The organism is Mycobacterium persicum, from assembly GCF_002086915.1.
GTDB lineage: Bacteria > Actinomycetota > Actinomycetes > Mycobacteriales > Mycobacteriaceae > Mycobacterium > Mycobacterium persicum.
The window spans coordinates 1-18,658 of the sequence record NZ_MWQA01000025.1 but is presented as its reverse complement, the minus strand read 5'-3'; the positions used below and the strand labels follow the sequence as shown (position 1 = coordinate 18,658).

The window sequence follows — 18,658 nt, the reverse complement described above, 5'->3', positions numbered from 1 at the left end:
CCTCGGGCTTTCGCGCCGGTTGATCTTGATGGTGTGTCTTGAACGAAGAATGGTGCTCTGAGCAGGGATAATCCGGTTTGTCTAGGACCAGATCATCTCAAGAATCGGAGCACCAATCTGGTGGGCAAGTCTACGTCGTGTTACCCGTCGTTGTCGGTCGATGGCCGCGCAACCGGTGTCGTGTCGCACGCAGGTGCGGTGGTATTGCTGCGCGCCGCCGAGCGGGCCGGGCTGACCGGCGCCTTGTCGGACGCGTTGGCGCCATGGCGTAAACCTCTGGCCAGCCACGATCCCGGCAAGATTGTGCTTGATATCGCTGTGGCACTGGCGCTCGGTGGGGACTGCCTGGCAGATGTCGGCCTGCTGCGCGCCGAGCCGGGCGTGTTCGGCCCGGTGGCCTCCGATCCCACCGTGTCGCGGTTGATCACGACGTTGGCCGCAGATGCCTCGAAAGCCTTGGCGGCCATTGATTCGGCGCGGGCCAGCGCGCGTGCGGCGGCGTGGGCAGCCGCCGGGCAGCACTCACCCGGTCATGGGATCGATGCCGATCACCCGTTGATCGTCGATCTGGATGCCACCCTGGTCACCGCGCACTCGGAAAAGGAGAAAGCAGCACCAACATTCAAGCGCGGCTTTGGATTTCATCCATTGTGCGCATTCGTTGACCACGGCAGTGCGGGAACCGGGGAGTCACTGGCGATCCTGCTGCGGCCTGGCAACGCCGGCTCCAACACCGCCGCCGACCACAAGACCGTCCTCGCATCGGCACTACAGCAGCTGCCGTTTGAGGTCGGCTATCGGGTCGGCAAGAAGGTTTTGGTGCGCACCGACGCTGGCGGAGCCACTCACGAATTCCTCAACTACCTGACCGCTCGCCGGCTGTCCTACTCGCTGGGATTCACGCTCAACGAAACGATGACCGCTGCCATCGACGTGATTCCCGAACGGGCCTGGACCCCGGCCTACGACGCTGACGGGCAGGTCCGTGACGGGGCGTGGGTGGCCGAGGCCACCGGGGTGGTTGACCTGTCGGACTGGCCTGCGGGGATGCGGCTGGTGGTGCGCAAGGAACGCCCCCATCCCGGTGCGCAGCTGCGGTTCACCGACCGCGACGGGCTACGGCTGACGGCGTTCGTCACCAACACCGGCCGGGGCCAACTGCCCGATCTCGAGCTGCGGCACCGCCGTCGTGCCCGCTGTGAAGACCGCATTCGGGTGGCCAAGGACACCGGCCTGGTCAACCTACCTCTGCATGGATTCGATCAAAACCGGATCTGGTGCGCGTTGGTGCAGCTCGCGATCGACTTGACCGCATGGCTGCAGATGCTGGCCTTTGACGAGCATTCGGCGCGGCGCTGGGAACCCAAACGCCTACGACTGCGCCTGTTTTCGATCGCCGGCCGGTTGGCGCGCCACGCCCGTCGAACCCGGCTGCGGCTCGCCGCCAGCACCCCATGGGCCGATCTGCTGGCTACCGCGTTGGCGCGCCTCCAACCGGGCTGACGAACACCCCACCTACCCCCACGACCCCACGGAAGGACCGACGGGCACAGGAACCCGCCAGAACCCGCTGACCGGGACCGCCATGATGCCCACCGTCGAAAATCAAGATCGAAAACCGCAATCCGAACCGATCAGGCCGCCACGTCAACCCCGCGAAACATCCGGGCTAACCGAAATCCACGCCAGCGGGGCGCACTAATTTGATAAAAGTCGGGTCAATGCCGCCATCGTGCTCAACCCGAGTGCCGGTCAACACTTCGTAAGACCACCGCGCACGGGCCCGGCAGCGTGCCCTCTCACGCGATAACCTCCGCATGCGACGGTGTCAACCGCGCCCGAAATACCTCACCGCTTTGCCCATCGCCGCGACAACCGAACGCGCAGGCGCGTCCAGACCAACGCTCGTACGCTCGCAAAACACCGAGGCCTCCTTTACACCTGTCAAAGGCCGAGCACGGAACGCTCGGTACCCCACGAGAATGCGTGAGCAAGGCCCCCGCCAGCAACTACTCCGGCCAAGTAGTCACCACATACGGTCTAAGCTGGCCTTATACCATACTGCCGAACAAAAATCGTCATCAATACCGCGTATTTTTGCTCAGTGCAGGGGCGTACGGACCGTACGAACATGCGTAAATCCCTCCGAAATAGTCAATATCTAGTGAGAGATACTCTAGGCAGGTATAATATGTGTCCTGCTCCGAGGTAGAACTGCGAATACCCCGCGTTACGCTTTCCTACTTGCAGACTAAGTGAATTCGTTTCCATGTACGAGAGAACCATGAACAGCCAACGACATCAGAGAAGTGCAATTGTGACAACTTCTGCGACCTCCGGCCGATGCCTTCTCATCGGCACGTTTTTTTATCGAGTGGCAAGCAGCGACCCGGTGTCAGGCGGCGAGGTGGATCATGAATAACGGGTCCGCCCTGAATGAGGTGACAACTGGCAACCCAACCAATAAATTGATGTCGCGATTCTGCCGCGAGTTCCTTGCGGACCTTCCGTTTTGCGAAAGATGCAGATGTCATTAACATCTACCATTGCAACAATATGAACAGGTTAATATGAACAAAGCATCAAGCGAAAGTGGTCACGAACATGACTCGAAGACTAAATCTTATTCACGGCGTCGGCGTTTCGCCAGGGCTGGTGAAACCGAGTCAATTGATAATCCGGGCCGGTTCAACACATCGCAGCCAAACAAACGCGCAGCCATTGCGACGTTGGCGGTACTAACACTAACTACGGGAGAGGTAGGCGCCATGATCGACGTTACCGCCAACGACTCCAGCATAAGCGCCGGAAGACTCGCGATCCGTCTAGCGAATCATAATGAATACAAGACCGATAGTTGCACGAATGAAAGTCGCGATAATGCCACCAATAACCAAGTTGACAACGACGATCAATATAACAACTTGTTCGCAGCCAATAGCAACAATGACAATCCTCTTCCGAACCCATTCATTAGCAACCCGCAGCCAATTACTATCATCGAATTCGTCGATATTCTCGACGTTATCGAAATGATCAATAACAATTTGCCCGTTGAATTGGAGACAATGAATAACGGCGACAGGGATTACTAACGTCGATCTTTCGCGCGACCAGCAGATCGGAGGTGACCTTGTGTAAGTGATTTTTGGTCGCAAGCTCGTCGCCGCTTGCCCGTGTGAGGCCGGTTCGGTAGCTGCCAGGAGGCCCGGTAGCAGACTGGCGGCTTGGTCTGGAAACGGATCGGGTCGAAGCCCAGTGTCGAAAGCCCTTGAAGGGGGAACGACTGACGATGGCCAGCTTGAACGGATCGAGCTTCGGTGACGACCGGGCCGGGGTCTTGCGCGGTGGCGGCACCGCACTCGCCAGGGCCTGACGCACCGTGCGGCGATGTACCCGGTACTTGACCGCCAATTCCCGGATCGACAAACCTTCCACACGGAAATCGCGACGAATCGCTGCGAACTGCTCCACCCGATCCTCCACCCCTGGCCCCTTTCCATCGCAACTGCATTCGATGGATCAACACTGGGGTGGGGCCAGATCAAACCGTCACAACCACACCGGCGAGTCGAGTAGATGGGGCCACTGAAAACCGTCCTACCGGGGCCAGTTCAACCTGTCACAGACAGGAAATAGTTGGACCAGCCGCGCATAATCCGGTTGAGCCTGATCAGTACGTCCCTGGGCGGCTGTTGCAAGAGCCTGCTGGTTAGGGCACGTATCTCGTCCCTCAGCGATCGGATAGGCCGATCGGCGATGAACACATATGCGTACCACTCGTAGGTGCCTCGCTTGCGCTTCCACTGGATGCGGAAGCCAAGGAAGTCGAACGCTTCGCTCATGTGCACGACACGGGTCTTGGCTTCGGAGAAGCGAAGACCCAGTGGCGCCAGTACCTGAGCGATCTCCTCGCGCAGGGCATTGGTGTGGTCGCGATTAGGCCTTGCCCCCATGTAGTGGACATGGGATTTTTGGTTACGCCGCTCGTGGCAGCGTAGCGGTTGTGTGGTTGTTTTCGTAGGTGGTCGGACTGGTGTTGACGACGGTCGAAAACTAGGCCACATGCGACGGTCAAAAGTAGGCCACGTGGTCGGTAGTTATTGTGCCGTGTTGTCGGCTCTGGCCGAGGGCAGGGTATCGATTCCGGTGTCCTTGAGCCGGTAGCTGGAGCCTTTGAGGGTCAGTACGTCGGCGTGGTGGACGATGCGGTCGATCATCGCTGCGGCCACGACTTGATCACCGAATACGTCGCCCCAGCGGGCGAAGGGAAGGTTCGAGGGCAGTATCAGCGAGGCGTGTTCGTAGCGGCTGGAGACCAGTTGGAAGAACAAGTTGGCAGCGTCCTGCTCGAAGGGGATGTACCCGACCTCGTCGACGACGAGTAGACCGATGCGGCGCAGCTTGGCCAACTCCGCTGGCAGCCGCCCCGCGTTGTGGGCGGCCTTGAGGCGAGCGACCCAGTCCACCGCGGTGGCGAATGCGATGCGATGCCCGGTCTGGGCGGCTTTGATGGCCAATCCGATGGCCAAATGGGTTTTGCCGGTTCCACCCGTTATCGCTGGGTGGGGTGCAAAGTAGCCGTGTTTGTGCTGGTCAGGACGTTGTTGCGATTGATGCGACGTTGGACGATGGCTGGAGGCCGCGGCGGGCGAGTTCACGGCGCAGGTCGAGGTTCTCGCCGTGTGCCCGGCGCAGGGCATCGCGGAGTGCTTGCAGTTGCTGGTGGTGTTGTTTTTTCAGTTCTGCGATCTGGCGGGTCAGGGTGATGACCAGGGTGTTGTCGCTGTCGACGGGAGCGTCGGGCGTGGTCTTCCGCGCACGGGTGCCGCGCAGATGCTCGATTCGTTGACGCAGTTCGGGATGGTTGTAGAGGAAGGCGTGAGAGACCCCGGCTTCGCGTTGAACGGCCTGGAAGGTGATGGCCTCGCCGCGTTTAGCCAGCCGACGGATGGCGTGTTCGGCATCGCGGGTTTTGTTCTGGGACTTGGTTTTCGCTGCTTCAGTTAGCGCTGTGATACGGCGGTTACGGGAGTCGGTCATCGGCTGCTCCTGCTGCGGCGGATGGGGTCCAGCGTCAGCGTGACTGTTCCGGAGGGTCTGTTGCAGGTGGGTGTCGCGCCGTGGCTGGCCTGGGCCGGAGCGGCATCGAGCGTGTCAAGCAGCCGAGCCAGGGCAGCGTGTTCGGCGCGGCGCTGGGATAGCCATACGTTGTCGTCGGGCATCGGGTGGCCGTGACGCTGCTCGAATTCGGTTCTGGCGCGCTCGATTAGCTCGGCGGTGTCGTGTAGTTGGCGGTCCAGTACGTGGCGGTGGGTGGCGTCGGTGACAAACACTGAGCAGGTCAGACACGCGTTGCCTTTGTCGCAGGCCTGCAGCGGGGGCAGCATGCACCAGCCGTTGGGCAGAAACCGGTCAGCGCGGCGGAACAGGTGCAGGCTGTCATGGTCGTCGCTGGAGAGCTGGATGCGGGTGCCGTCGGCGCGCAGTTTGGCGGTGGCCAAAAACGCCTGCTCAGCGTGTTCGTCGCGGGCGGCGATGTAGTGCATCGTCATGGTGGGGGTGGCGTGCCCGGCGTAACGCTGCAGCACGTGGACGGGCAGCCCGAGTTCGGCCAGCCGGGTCAGGCGGGTATGGCGGAACCGGTGGGTGTGGCTGAGCCGTACCGGGCGGCCTTTGGCGTCGGTGATCTGCACGATGTCGCTGAAGATGCGCAGCACCCAGTTGTTGCTGCCGGGTGGGTAGACCTTGTCGCCGCGACGGTTGGCCATGCGTTGCACGAACAGAAATCGTCCGGCCCCGCTGGGTGTGTGGTCGCGGATCCACTGTTGTTGTTCGGCAATCACTTCGGTGACTTCACGGTCGACGAGGATGGTGTCGGGCGCCACGTCGATCTTGCTTTGTGCGTAGCGGAACCTCGCCAGTGCCAGATCCTGGTCACCGTCACCTGCCGCGTTGGGTGCAGCTGAGAGGCAATCGAAGTCGCAGGTGCGGATCTCGCTGGCGCGCCGCCCGGTCAGGATCTGCAGCAGGATCATCCGCATGACTTGCGGGTCATCGAGCCCGTCGGCGGTAATCGTGGTGCCATCCCCGCGGGTGATCGTCATCGACTCGGTTCGCGGCAGCCCGATCAGCGGCAGCGCAGCGGTGATCTGGGCCAGGGCGTGGTCGTCGACGTAGTGGGCGTCATTGAACTCGCGCTGGTGGGGGATGCGGCTGACTCGGCCGAACCAGCTGTCGGCGTGGGTGGTGCTGACCTGCTGCCAGGGGCCTGCGCCGAGTACTCGGCGTGCTTCTCCGGGGTTGGCGGCCACGAACTCCAGCAGCCCGGCGACCGCACGTAGGTCGTCGTTGATCGAGCGGGCAGGCACGGCCTTGCCGAGGTGTCGGGTGTCGGATGCGCGGGTGGCTCGGTTGCGGCGCTGCGCGGTCCAGCGGGCGAACCCTGCAGCCTGCTCGACGGCCGCTGCTGGATCGCCAAGAATATCGGTCGGGTCTTCGAAGCAGGTGCTCAGCCACTTGTCGAAGCGCCGCAAGCTGGGCATCCGTTCCTGGCTTACGCTGGTCCAGCGCAGCGCACCAGATTCGAGCATGGTGCCCAGATGCCATTTGACCGCTGCCCGCAGCCAGGGCTGGCTGATCTGCCCGGGTGAGCAACCGTAGTTGGCGACCGGTTCGCGGTTGGTCAGTGGGATCCGCGGATCGCAGCGGGGATGCCAGTCGTCAAGCTGCCACCACAGCCCGTCGTGGCAGGCCGCGATCAGCGCCTGACGGGCGAATCCGAACACGATCCGCAGCCGGCGGTGGCTTTGGCCTCCGGGCAACCGCCGCCGGTAATTGGCGTAGTACCAGCCCTGCAACTCATAGGCCGCCTCCCAATCCATCTGGCGGATCGACGCCGGCACCCGGTGGCCTTGGCCCGCTGCGTGGCGCACGATGTGAGCCAGCTGGGCCATCGCCAGCACCGACACTCGGGTGCCGTCGCAGGCCTGCCAGTGCGCCATCCAGGCAAGTTCGGCCGCATACGGTTCGGGTAGCCCGCTCAGATCCAGTCGCGCCCAATCGTTCTCGGTGATCGATGCCCAGTCGCTGATGCCCTCGCCGAGCACCGGGCCCCGCCACTGCACTGGCAGTGCCCCCCACAGCCGCCAAATCGGGTCCTGCGCACTGGCCGGACGAAGATGCTGGGACCGGCGCCGCCCGCTATTCACTGATCCACCCGCCAGCCGCTGGCATAGGAGTTCCAGTTCGCCGCTGCCCGCAGCGCCTCGTCCTCGCGGACCCAGCTATAAAGATCGAGGGTGGTTTGCACATGGGCATGCCCCAGCCGCCGAGAGACCACCCACTCCGGTGTCCCAGCCAGCAAAAGCGCACTGGCATGGGTGTGGCGAAACCAATGCGGCGTCCAGTCAGACGGGCCCATCCCGCGCCGCCGCAGGGCTGCGACCTTCTCCCGCACCGTCGTCTCACGCAGCGCCGCCATCAGCGGTGGGCGTGCCACATTGACCAGCAGTGGGTGCTGCTCAGTCAAGACAACACCGGATTCTGCTGCCCGACAGGCGATATCAGTGAGATAGTCAGCGAACAGCCGTTCCAGATCCGCGCCCACATACACCCGCCGCGGTCGCATCATCTTGACCCGTGCCCCGTTTGGGTTGTCCTCGCGGGGCACGATCTCCACACAGGCACTGCCGCCGCGGCCCAGCACGAATTCACCGATCCGCAACCCCAAGGCTTCGCCCAGCCGCATCCCCGTCTCGGCCAGCAAAGCGAACAAGAAGCGGTCGCGCAGATTCCCGCGCCACGCCCCAACCTCAGGGTCGAAGACCGCGCAGCCATCCAGGATCGCCTGGATCTGCTTGGGAAGCAGCACCGGCGGGCGGTCCGGGTTGCGGCCGCGGCGCACCCGCACCAACGATGACGCCGCCGGCTCGCAGCGCCCATCCAGATGCGCCAATAACGCCCGTGCCGGGCGCCGCCGCGCAGTTCCGCGCAGCAACCGGCCTGCCACCGCCACCCCAGCTACCACGTGGTGCCACCGGTAGAACGAAATCAATGCCGCCAGACGCACTTCCAACGTCGCCGGAGTCGGAGGCTGCTCCGCTGCGGCCAGGCTGTGCTCCACTGTGCGGCCGTTGCGCAGCCAAGACAGGAACGCGCTGACCGCCGGGACCCCGACATCACCCCAGTCCGTGGTCTGCCCGCGCTGCTCAAGGAAACTCCACCACTGCGCCAGCGAGGTCGCATAGCCGCGCACCGTGTTCGGCGACCACAAGTGGCGATGCGCCTCGATCCACTCCTCAACCGGACCAACCGTCGCGTAGTCCTCCCCGAGCACCGTCCAGGTCCGCTGCCCGCCCGCCGGAACCACCGCCACCGGATACGCCATCGTTGCCGTTCCTTCACGTCGAAGAACACCCGCCGATAAACCGGCAACAACGATGACGAATCCCTGATCAACCCCCTTGTCGCATACATAGATGCGGGCGTGTTGCTACATGCTGATAACTGGTGGGCCGAGCAACACCACGTTGCGGGACTTGGCCAGGAACGCGCCCGTGCCTTAGTGGGCGACCACGTCCCGGTTCAAGGCCGGTTGATGATCGAAGTTGAAGTCCTCCAACGATTTGCGCCTCGGCAACCCCGCCGAGCGGATGCGGGTCGCCGCACCGGAGGCCTCGCGGGCGGCGACCTCCCGGGAGAGCACCGCCGCCAGATACTCCTCGTGAGTCCAGTTGGCGTCGCGGGCTTGCTCGGCCAGCCGGGCAGCGGACTCGCGGATGCGCGGCGCCTTAAGGGCCTGGGCGTAATGCAGGACGGATTTGATCGGGTCCTCGGCCATGATCACGCCACCTTGCCATCGGAAGTGACTGTGTTGCTGGTGAAGTCGACACCGAACGCGCGGTCGTAGTCGGCCAGATCACGCACCGGGTGATCACCTGCCACCGGTGGTGGGCCGGTTTGGAACTGTCGACGCAACGCTGCGGCAGTCGCGACGTGGGTGGGATCAGTCAGCGTTTGTCGCACCGCCCAGCAGCGGTCATGAGCCGCCAGCACGCGCCCCGCTCGGGTCACCACCACCTGAGTCAAGGTGGTGGTCACGTCGACGAGCTGTCCGATCGCATGCGGGTCCACGGAGTAGTGGTTGCCGGCCACCCGCACGTAGTAATCGCGCCCCAACCGCACCGAGGTCACCGTCTCGGTGACCGGTGCCACCGGCGGCAACGCCAGCATTTGGGCTCGATCGCGGTCGAGGAAGTCGACCGGACGACCATCGAGGACCCGCACCCGAGGGGCGTTGGCGGTCGGAAGCCATTGGCCCAGTTGACTGTTGAAGTCCGCCGGCGAAGTGAAGCTGCGCCCCGGCAAGAACGAGGTCTCCAGATAGCGGTTGGCTCGCTCCACGATCCCCTTGGATTCGGGTTATCCGGCTAATCCTGGGTCGGGTCGGTGTGGCGGCGGGTCGCTGGGTTGTCTCAGCGGGTGCGTTTGAGGTGTCGGAGTTCTTCTTCGTGGCGTCGCGCCTTGGCCGCGACGGCTTCCAGGGCGAGGCGGAGTTGGTCGATTTGCACCTGAAGTCCGGTCAGGGTGAGCGCTTCGCGGCCCTCGTGGCGGTGTTGTTCGATGATGGCGCGCAGTTCGGGGCGCCGGTAGAGGGTGGCCCGACCGATGCCAGCGTGGGCGGCTACAGCGTCAAAGGTGATGGCGACGCCGGTGGTGAGCAGCTGCTGGCATGCGTGTTCGACGCGGATCGCGGGTTCGTCGGTCACGGGGTGTCCGTTTGGTTCATGAGCTGGTCGAGGCGGTCGACGAGGCGGCGGTGGCGGGTGGCTTCCTGGTCCCAGCCGCGTGCCTGGGCGTCGGCGGCCAGCGCGGCGGCGTCGGCGCGTTGGGTGGCCAGGATGGGCAGGTACGTCGATTCGGTGCGAAAGTTCGGGCAGTGTTCGCAGATGTTGGCGTAGACGCAGGCTTCTTGGGCTGGCGTGCGCAGGCAGTATCCGCCGGCCATGCGGGCCTTGATCGTCGGGGTGTCCTTCCAGTCGGTGGCACCGGCGCTAATGTCGGCGATGGGCAGTGGGGTGCGGGTCGGTAGCACCGGTCCGAGTTGAGCTTTGGCTTGGGTTAGTGCGCGTTCGTAGTCGGCGCGCACGGTCTCGTCGAACAGCCGCCCATAACGCAGGCTCATCTCCGCCGAGACATGGCCTAGCATGGCCATCAGCGCCTGCAGCGAGACCCCGCAGTTGATCAGTGCGGTGGCGTAGGTATGCCGAAGTTGGTGTGGTGTAACCGATTTGAGTCCTGCTTTGGTGGCGGAGCGAATCAGTTCGTCGCGCAGGGTGTCCACTGAGACGCGCCGGCCTTGGTGGGTGAGCAAGAACTGCACCGGCTTACCGGTGCGCGGATGCGGCAACGGCTTGCCCGGCGAGCGGTGCGCGACGATCCGGTCGACCAGCTCGAGGGTCTCGTTGTCGATGGGCACCATCCGCTCGGTGTCGAGCTTGCCTAGCGGGACCTTCAACCAGGCCCCGGCGCCGGGAACCTCATGCACGCAGTCCAGTTCCAGGTCGCACAGCTCTCCGATGCGCATCCCTGTGGCCCGCAGCAACAGCAGCGCATCGGCGCGCAGCCGGTTCGGTGAGGCGTGCAGCGCGGCCGATAGCCGCCGGTCGGCGTCCGGAGGTAGGTAGCGAGGCAGCGCCCTGGGCAGCCGGGGGACATCGCGGGCGAACACGAGTTTGCGGCCGGGTGCCTCGGCCCAGCCCCATTCGTTGATGTCATCGATCAACCGCGCGACAGTCAAGATCCGGAAGCGCCGATGGGAAGCCGACAGGGTCGTTCCGGTGCGAGGGTTGCGCGCGGTGGCCACGGCGGCCAGGTAGGGCTCGATGTGGCGTTGCCGGTCCAGGCCCTCCAGTGAGGTCAACGGCGGGTCGACCTCTGTGAGAAACTGGGCGAAATGCCTGAGGCAACCGGCAATGCCCAGCACGGTCGATCGGGTGCGAGTGCCCGACGCGCATTCCAGGTAGGCAACCAGCGAATCAGTCAATCCGGTTGGAACACCAGCGAAGTGACGGCGCCAGGGCCACCGCAGGTGCGCGGTGTTCTTGGCGGTCGGGGTGACTTGCCCGTCCAGGTGATACAGCACTGCGCGGGTGGCATACAACGCGGTGCGATAGTGCTGCAACTGGCGCCCGTGTGCCTGTTCGCGGGCGGTGATCGCGGCGGCGAATTCGGCGATAGCAGCGTCGTTGAGCTCGTTAAGCGGGTGGCCGGTCTGGATCAGCATTCGCACCGCGACCTGGCTGGCCAGCGCCGCCGCGTCCTGGGTCGAGTAGCCCAGTTCGGTTGCTGCGGAAAGGAATCTGGTCACATCAGTGGCCAATGGACTGGTGCGCGCCTCCCGCAGGATGGCCGACAGCTTACGTTCGAGCAGATAGTCGTAGCCCGGCCGCAGAAATCCGGTCAGCATCAGGTAGTTCAGCAGCGGCCGCAGCGCCGAGCCAGCCGACAGCCGAACCGGTAATGGCTGTTGGGCCCATCCCTGCGGGTTGGGCCAGCGGTCCAGAAAAGCGCGGGCAGCGCCCAGAAACGAGCGGTTCCCCGCCCCCCCGCGCGGCCAACGCGGCACAGTAGCTTTCAAACAGCTCTGGCCCGCTTGCCAGCAGCCTGGCCACGCCGCTGCTAGTGGGCGCGCTGGCGGTCGCGGGCGGCATCGTAGGCGGCGCGCACGTGCGCCGGAGACAGATGAATGTAGGCGGCTGAGGAGTCGACGTGGTCGTGGCCCATTAATGCCTGCAGCACTGCCAGGTCGACCCCGGCCTCGGCCAGTGCGGTGCCGAAGGTATGCCGCAGCGCGTGTGGATGCCCCGCCGGGACCCCGGCCTTGGCCCGGTGGTGGCGAAAGATAGTGCGTAGCCCGGCTGGGGTCAGCGGCTTGCCTCGGTTCGGGCCTTTGGCGACTAAAAACAGTGTGTTGCAATCGGATTCCGGCCGCTCAGCGAACAGGTAGGTTTGGATCAGGCCCGCCACGTCTGGGTCCAAGGGGACTCGGCGTTCCTTGTCGCCCTTGCCGATCACTCGCACCCAGCCGCGGCCGATATCGACATCGCGCACCCCAAAGCCAAGTACCTCGGCCGAGCGCAGCCCGGACAACAGCATCAACCCCGCGATCGCGCGATCCCGCTCGGTGCGCAGGCTGCCCAACAGCGCGGTCGCTTCCTTGTGGTCCAGGCCGCGCGGCAGCCGCCGCGGTTCCCGAACCCGTAACCGCGAGCGCTGCTTGGGCTTTCGCAGGTGAGCCAATAGACCGCTCTGCTCGCCAGCGGTCGCCCGGCGAGCTGCCGGCCCGTGCGGTACCGGGCTGGTCGCCGCCCCGTCACGCATCTGCCGATACGAGAACAACCCAGAGATCGCCGCCAACCGGCGGTTGATCGTCGTCGCGGCGTAACCGCTGCTGCGCCCATCGCGGATGGAGTACACGTTGCCGCCCGGACGGCCGGGCGGCACCGCCGAACGGCAAAACGCCAAAAACCGCAGTAACACCTCCGTAGTGACCTCCGCGAGCGCCAACTGCTCGACCACCAGCCATCGTGCGAACGCGAGCAGATCAAAGGCATATGCGCGCACCGTGCGCGGCGAGTAATTCCGGTCGGCCAGATAGCCCAGGTAGTCGTTGATCAGCTCCACCCCGACCGGCCCTGACCCCACCAACGACCAGCGCCTTGCTTGTTCGACCGCTCGCAACGACTCGACCGTCTGCCCTGTTGCCATGGGATTCAGGTATGCCCAACGTCTCAGCGCAAATCAAGCACCCCGGAAGAATCGGCGTGTCGAGGTCGGTGATGTATCAGGATTAGCCGGTTAAGAGGGGATCATAAGGTTTGAGTTGCACCAGCCGCGAACCCAGCGTGCCCATCAACGCCGTGACCGGATCGGTCAACCGGCCGCGACGCCCGATCCCGGCCTCGTTGTCCCACCACAACTCATGGGGCACCGCAGCGAAGCTGCCCGAAAGTAGCTTCCACATCCCGGCCACCAAATCCATGGTCTGACGCGAGGGCAACATCACCGCAGCGATGAACCGGGAGAACGCCGCGACCATCACCAACACCGGCAGCATCCGCCTCCTGGCCGAACCCGACCGCGATCCTGGATGCCGGAAACCACAGGTCACACTGAATCGCCCGCCCCGGCGGATGATCGAGCCGATCGACCGGATCGGCGGGCAGGTACTCCGGGCGGATCGCTCGGACCCGCTCCCGGAACCACGAGATCGAACCCGTCCACCCGACCCGCTCGGCGAGCACCGTCGCCGGCATCTGCGGGTAGGCCGACAACAACGCCCGCATCCGCGGCTCCACCTCGCCGATCGCCGACGGCGTCGAGGCCCGCTCATACTTCGGTGGACCATCGCTGGCCAGCGCCCCGGCCACCGTGTCACGGGCAATGCCGAGCTGGCGTGCGATGGCCCGCTGCGACAAACCCTCGCTGCGATGAAGATGCCGGATCAACGCCCAGTCTTCCAAGGAGATCACCCATCCAATCTGATTGGGTGGCCTACTTTTCAACCGTCGCGACTGGCCGGACTTTCAACCGTCGCCAACAACCTGGAATTACGGCATCGGGAGTGGCGTGGTCGGATGTTGTAGCGGGCCAGCCAGCGGATCACTTCACGGCGGCAGGTGGCCCTCAACCGAGCCCGTACCGCCACCGCGGCCAACCACCACCAGGAGGCCACCACGACGCCAGAATTGACCGCTTAAACTGCATCCCGAAGGGTCACGCGATTTGGGCGACCTCTTACACCACGCCTCTGGGCTTGGCCCGGCAGCGCCCTTACGGTCGATTTGGGAGATGGCTCATGCGGTTGCATAATGTGAGATTCTGGCGACCTGGGAAGTTGCCGATCAATGATATTGGACCGACGACAACCCACGCCGACAACGCATCGCACCCCATGTCTCGACGGATTTCCGGCTTGGCAAAGAATATTTACCCCCACCGGCTGGATGCCAAGTTGCTCCAAATAGCAAGCATATGCTTACTGGCATCGATGATGACTTACCTCGACATTACAATCGTCACGGTCGCCCAACATACGTTCATCGCAGTCTTCAGCTCGACCCACACATTGGTCGTCTGGACTATGACCGGATACACCCTGGCGTTGGCAACGGTTATCCCAGTGGCAGGCTGGGGCGCTGACCGGTTCGGGACGAAGCGACTCTTTATCGGATCACTAGCTTTTTTCATTGTCGGGTCACTTCTTTGTGGGTCAGCACCAGATATCCGACTGCTGATCGCCTTTCGCGTCGTGCAAGGTCTTGGTGGTGGATTATTACTACCGCTGGTCTTGACCATCTTAGCCCGCGAAGCTGGTCCAAAGCGGCTCGGTCGCGTTGTAGGGCTATTGGGTATACCAACAGTGCTGGGCTCAGCTTTCGGCCCGATGCTGGGCGGTTGGCTTATCGACACCTATGGTTGGCAGTGGATCTTCTGGCTGAACTTACCGTTTGGCCTGGTCGCAGCGGTTGTGGCAGCGATCGTGTTTCCAGCTGATCATCCGACGCGTTCGGAAACGTTGGACTTAATCGGAATGATGCTGTTGTCGCCGGGCTTGGCAATCTTGCTGTATGGGATGTCATCTGTGCCTAGCTTCGATTCAGTCGCGGATTATCACGTATGGATTCCGATAGCAACTGGTTTGGCGTTGATCGGCCTATTTATCTTGCACACTCTCTACCGCAGAAATCATCCGTTAATTGATCTGCGGATATTTAAGAATTATGTTGCCGCATGCGCCAATGTCGCATTATTTATTTTTGCTGCCGCGACGTCTGGCGTGGCACTTCTAATTCCTGGGTATTTTCAGCAGGTGCTACAGCAGACGCCCTTACAGGCTGGGATGAATCTGGTTCCGCGTGGAATCGGTGCGATGGTGACCGTGTTGGCAGGTGGGTTGTTAATGGATAAGTACGGACCCGGCAAGATCATGCCAGTCGGCATCGTTCTGAGTGCTGGAGGGATGGGCATTTTCGCATATGAAGTTTATCATCAGGCTGAGTATCTACCGTCCTTTGCGATTGCGCTGACAATGATGGGGCTCGGCTGGGGCTTTGCGAGGGTGCCATTGTCCGCTGCGGCAGTGCAGACGTTGCGCTCACAGCAAATCGCGCGCGGCTCCACCGTCGTCAAAGTCAATCAGCAGATTGCAGCTTCGGCAGGAACGGCGCTGATGACTGTGCTGCTGAGCAACCAATTCAACCGCCTCGAAAATACTTCTGCAGTCGATCAAAGCTTAGCCTCGCCAGGAACGCCCACCGGAAGAAGTATGTTTATCGATTCGTCATCGATGGCAGGACAATCCACGGGTTTGCATGCGCTAACTAGCGTTATGCAGGACATTTCCCATGCGTATGCCGTTGTGTTCGCAGTCGGTGCTGTAATGATCGCGTTGACATTGATTCCAATCATGATGCTGTCTCGATTGGATATCACGCTCAGTGAAGGCCGCCGTTCCGCTGTTGGGTGAGCCACTGTTTCGCTGATTGATGGGCCACTGCTCCGGTGCGGAGCGAGCCGCGTGCGTCTTGGGCTGGGTAGTGCCGGTGGGACGGGCCAGCTGGTGGTCGGCCCCACCGGCGGCTGGTCAACCGGGCAGGCCGAAGTGCTTGCGCATTGATTCGTCGCAGGTCAGCAGGGTGGCATGGGCGTTGGTGGTGATGCGATCGATAATCGCGTCGGCGAGAATCTTCTCCTCCATGCGATCGTGCCACTGGCCGGGCGGCAGTTGGGTGCAGTAGATCGTCGATGCCGTCTTATGCCGTCGATCGATCAATGTGTGCAGCTGCTGGATCTGCTGGCGGCTCGGCGTGGTGAGGAACCAGTCATCGATGATCAACAACTCCACCTTGACCAGGGTGTCCAGGCAGCGTTTCCGCTCCCCGGTGCGTTCAGCGATGGTGAGCCGGTCGAACAGTTCACCAGCCGGCAGGTAAAGCACGCTGCTGGCAGGCCTTGTTGCCCAGCGCGCAGGCCACATAGGTCTTCCCGGCGCCGGTCGGGCCCTGCAGGATTACGTCTTGGCGGTCTTGCAGGTAGTTGCCGACGGAGAGGCGCGCGATCAACTCGGCATCCACGTTGCGGCCGGGCATGGCTTCGATGTCAGCGATGTCGGCGGCGGGTTGGGCCAGTGCTGCGTATCGGCGCAGTCGGTGCAGCTTGCTGTTGCGGCGGCGTTCGTATTCCCAGTCGACGGCCATCTTGACCATCTCCGGCCCGGTGAGCCGCTGCGCGCCGGTGGCTGCGCCGAGGTTCTCGAAGTACTCGGCCATGCCTGACAGGCGCATCGCCTTGAGCCTGTCCAAGGTCTGCACGTCGATCATGACTGGCCCCCGCCCTGGCCGTAGTAGTCGGCGCCGCGCATGAAGCCGGCATCACCCAAAGACGCCATCGGTGGCGGGTCAGCAGGTTCCCAAGTAGCCCATAGCTTCTTGATCAGCGTGTACGACGGTGCCGGTGCGGCGCCCAGTGCCCGACCGCAGCTGTCTTCGAGCCGAGCCGCACCGCCTTGGCGTTTGGCCAATGCCATCACCCCCAGACGCGACCGGTAGGACTGCTCGACGATCGTGCGGGAGGCCAGGATCGCCTGGATCGCCGCCACGGTGTTGGGGCCGATGGTCGCCGCCCACTGCTCGAAGCGGGCCGGGCTCCAGTCGGCCAGCCGATGCCGATGCCCGGCAGGCATGTGCTCGGCCACGGTGACATACCGTCCGCGAACACCTTTGAGCCGGACATGGCAGGCCACGCGTTCGGTACCGGTGAAGACCTCCACGGTGCTAGAGGTCAGGCGCACATCCAGACTGCGCCCGATCAGCGCCGATGGCACGGAGTAGAAATTGCGGTCCACTTGAATGTGATAGTTCGGTCCTGCCTTGGCCATTCGTAGATCCGCCAACTCGAACCGCACCGGCGGCAACGGATTGAGCAGTGGCTGTTCATCGCGCAGGAACACGATCCGCCTGGAGTCCTCCCGCTTTTGGAACGGACGCGCGTTGATCTGGTCGACCACATCGAAGATGGCCTCGTTCAACTCGGCCAGGCCCACGAACCGCCGATCCCGCAGCACCGCGGCAACCTGGTTGGCGACGAACCGCACGCTGCCCTCCACGACGGGCTCGTCGCGCGGCCGCTTGACCCTGGCCGGGATGATCGCGGTGCCGTAATGCTCGGCCAGGCTGGCATAGGCCGGGTTCAGCGCCGGTTCGTACCGGTCGGCCCGCGATACGCCGGTGCGAAGGTTGTCCGGAACCAGCAGTCGGGCCGTGCCGCCAAAAGCCTCGAATGCGTGCACATGCGCATCGATCCACGACACCAGCGTCATATCGGTGAACGCCTCCACATACGTGAAGGCCGAAAACGACAGCGCGGCCACGAACAGCCACGCCTCGGTCGCCGCACCGGTCAGCGGGTCGGCGAAGCTCATCGCATCACCGGCCCAGTCGACCTCGATGGATTCGCCCGGGGTGCGCACGATGCGCATCGACGCCCCCGGCGCCGCCACCCAGCGGCGGTACTGTTCGTTGAAGAACGAGTACCGATACGGCACCCCACCGGATTCCCGGCAGGCCGCGACGTACTCATTCCACAACAGCAACAGCGTCACCGACGGGCGCCCGAGTTCGCGGTGCACATGCTCGAAATCCGCTGCACACGGTCTGAGTCCGGCCTGATCGGTGCGGGCAACAACCGGTGGCGGACCTCGTCAGCAGCGAGGTCCGCCACCTCCCCGAAGCCCACACCGGCCGCAGTTGCGGCGGCGAACACCGACGCCACGGTGTTCCGCGAGCAGCCCAGCACATCGGCGATACCGCGCTGGTGCGCTTTGCGGGCATGGATGTCACCGTGTATTCCTCGGATACCAAACGCTCACCGGGGCATTTGTCCCGGCAAGGCTCGCCCGAGCTGCGTTGGGCCACCTTCGAGGCGGCCAAGTGCGCGGCTTGGCCCGGCTCCCCGGATTACGGCTACTACCAACAGCTGGCGACCAAGCACGACGGCCACAATGGCAAGAATCCGACCCTGGCGGTCGAACGCAAAATCTTGCGTCGCTGCTCTCACACCCTGCGTGAACTCGGTGATGGCGCGCTGAGCCCACCCCAACCCGTCCGGGAGGCCGCCTGAGATGCAAGCTGCGCGTGCCATGCCCACAAATCAATTGATGCCCGCGGTCAGCTCCCGTAAGCCCCCTGCCGCCACCCGCTATCTGGGTGGACGCCCTGGAAACAATGAGCGGCCGCACCCATCACCAGCCCGCACGCCGGGCACCCCATCCATCATCATGTCGCCGGACCGTACGTCCGTGGACCCAGATAAGGCTGGGCGCCGGCACGCCACGCTTGCTGTCTTCGACCCCTCAGCACTCACGGAGGCGTCACATGATTTGAACCGCAACGTCTTTGCCTCGCTCCGCGCCGACCCAGTATGCGGCGGATCCTCGTCGGCCTCGAGGTCGTTCGTCCTCGCTGCGCTGCGGGCGCTCCACCTCGACCCCGACTGCGGTCCACCGCCCCTCAACACGGAGCGGGGAGCACGGGCCAAACAACAACGACCAACCCGGATCCACCTTTACGGGGGTCCCCAACACAGATAAGGGGGA

General features: G+C 63.6%; 15 protein-coding genes and 3 pseudogenes. 4 read left to right on the top strand and 14 right to left on the bottom strand.

The features are described 5' to 3' along the window. The first annotated feature begins 120 nt into the window (after positions 1-120). Together B4U45_RS28670 and B4U45_RS28665 are read left to right on the top strand one after the other, a co-directional pair. Complete coding sequence (locus B4U45_RS28670) at positions 121-1,503, top strand: IS1380 family transposase (protein WP_075545416.1); 1,383 nt, start codon at positions 121-123, stop codon at positions 1,501-1,503. 1,043 nt (positions 1,504-2,546) lie between these two features. After that, positions 2,547-3,095, top strand: a complete 549-nt coding sequence (locus B4U45_RS28665) for a hypothetical protein (protein ID WP_131808243.1) — start codon at positions 2,547-2,549, stop codon at positions 3,093-3,095. Here the strand turns inward: B4U45_RS28665 and B4U45_RS30650 are convergent. From B4U45_RS30650 to B4U45_RS28605, 12 genes and pseudogenes are all read right to left on the bottom strand, one after another. After that, entirely contained in the window at positions 3,037-3,486 is a 450-nt protein-coding gene (locus B4U45_RS30650) for a hypothetical protein (protein ID WP_396670851.1), read from the bottom strand. The two genes, B4U45_RS28665 and B4U45_RS30650, sit on opposite strands and share 59 nt — an antisense overlap. A 128-nt stretch (positions 3,487-3,614) precedes the next feature. After that, entirely contained in the window at positions 3,615-3,956 is a 342-nt protein-coding gene (locus B4U45_RS28655) for a group II intron maturase-specific domain-containing protein (RefSeq protein WP_241780134.1), read from the bottom strand. Positions 3,957-4,100: 144 nt separating this feature from the next. After that, positions 4,101-4,550 (bottom strand): annotated as a pseudogene (locus tag B4U45_RS28650) (ATP-binding protein); the annotation flags it as partial. Between the two features lie 46 nt (positions 4,551-4,596). Next, entirely contained in the window at positions 4,597-5,043 is a 447-nt protein-coding gene (locus tag B4U45_RS28645; protein WP_083155282.1) for a DUF6262 family protein, read from the bottom strand. Beyond that, positions 5,040-7,211 (bottom strand): tyrosine-type recombinase/integrase, encoded by a 2,172-nt coding sequence (locus B4U45_RS28640; protein ID WP_075545216.1) that lies wholly within the window; start codon positions 7,209-7,211, stop codon positions 5,040-5,042. Before B4U45_RS28640 ends, B4U45_RS28645 begins: the two co-directional genes overlap by 4 nt. Further along, a complete protein-coding gene (locus tag B4U45_RS28635) occupies positions 7,208-8,389 on the bottom strand; it encodes a tyrosine-type recombinase/integrase (protein WP_075545217.1) in 1,182 nt (393 codons plus the stop codon). Before B4U45_RS28635 ends, B4U45_RS28640 begins: the two co-directional genes overlap by 4 nt. A 174-nt stretch (positions 8,390-8,563) precedes the next feature. Then, entirely contained in the window at positions 8,564-8,842 is a 279-nt protein-coding gene (locus B4U45_RS28630; protein WP_241780377.1) for an ATP-binding protein, read from the bottom strand. A gap of 2 nt (positions 8,843-8,844) precedes the next feature. Continuing rightward, complete coding sequence (locus B4U45_RS28625; protein WP_241780378.1) at positions 8,845-9,405, bottom strand: Mu transposase domain-containing protein; 561 nt, start codon at positions 9,403-9,405, stop codon at positions 8,845-8,847. Between the two features lie 71 nt (positions 9,406-9,476). Beyond that, entirely contained in the window at positions 9,477-9,770 is a 294-nt protein-coding gene (locus tag B4U45_RS28620; protein ID WP_075549900.1) for a hypothetical protein, read from the bottom strand. Continuing rightward, positions 9,767-11,629, bottom strand: coding sequence for a tyrosine-type recombinase/integrase (locus B4U45_RS28615; protein WP_198929563.1), 1,863 nt, complete (start codon positions 11,627-11,629; stop codon positions 9,767-9,769). The genes B4U45_RS28620 and B4U45_RS28615 overlap by 4 nt, the downstream gene beginning before the upstream one ends. Before the next feature lie 53 nt (positions 11,630-11,682). Beyond that, positions 11,683-12,771 carry a tyrosine-type recombinase/integrase gene (locus tag B4U45_RS28610; protein WP_082275702.1) on the bottom strand — a complete coding sequence of 363 codons (1,089 nt, stop codon included), beginning with the start codon at positions 12,769-12,771 and terminating at the stop codon, positions 11,683-11,685. Positions 12,772-12,856: 85 nt separating this feature from the next. Next, positions 12,857-13,526: pseudogene (locus B4U45_RS28605) on the bottom strand (transposase); the annotation flags it as partial. 335 nt (positions 13,527-13,861) lie between these two features. Here B4U45_RS28605 and B4U45_RS28600 point away from each other — a divergent pair. Next, positions 13,862-15,532, top strand: a complete 1,671-nt coding sequence (locus tag B4U45_RS28600) for a DHA2 family efflux MFS transporter permease subunit (protein WP_089025328.1) — start codon at positions 13,862-13,864, stop codon at positions 15,530-15,532. Positions 15,533-15,649: 117 nt separating this feature from the next. Here B4U45_RS28600 and B4U45_RS29730 read toward each other — a convergent pair. Then, a pseudogene (locus B4U45_RS29730) lies at positions 15,650-16,334 on the bottom strand (ATP-binding protein). A gap of 47 nt (positions 16,335-16,381) precedes the next feature. Beyond that, positions 16,382-17,692 (bottom strand): IS21 family transposase, encoded by a 1,311-nt coding sequence (gene istA / locus B4U45_RS28585; RefSeq protein ID WP_075549902.1) that lies wholly within the window; start codon positions 17,690-17,692, stop codon positions 16,382-16,384. Between the two features lie 59 nt (positions 17,693-17,751). Between istA and B4U45_RS28580 the strand changes: the two genes are divergently transcribed. Next, positions 17,752-18,183, top strand: coding sequence for an IS110 family transposase (locus B4U45_RS28580; RefSeq protein ID WP_244899432.1), 432 nt, complete (start codon positions 17,752-17,754; stop codon positions 18,181-18,183). The last annotated feature ends 475 nt before the right edge of the window (positions 18,184-18,658 follow it).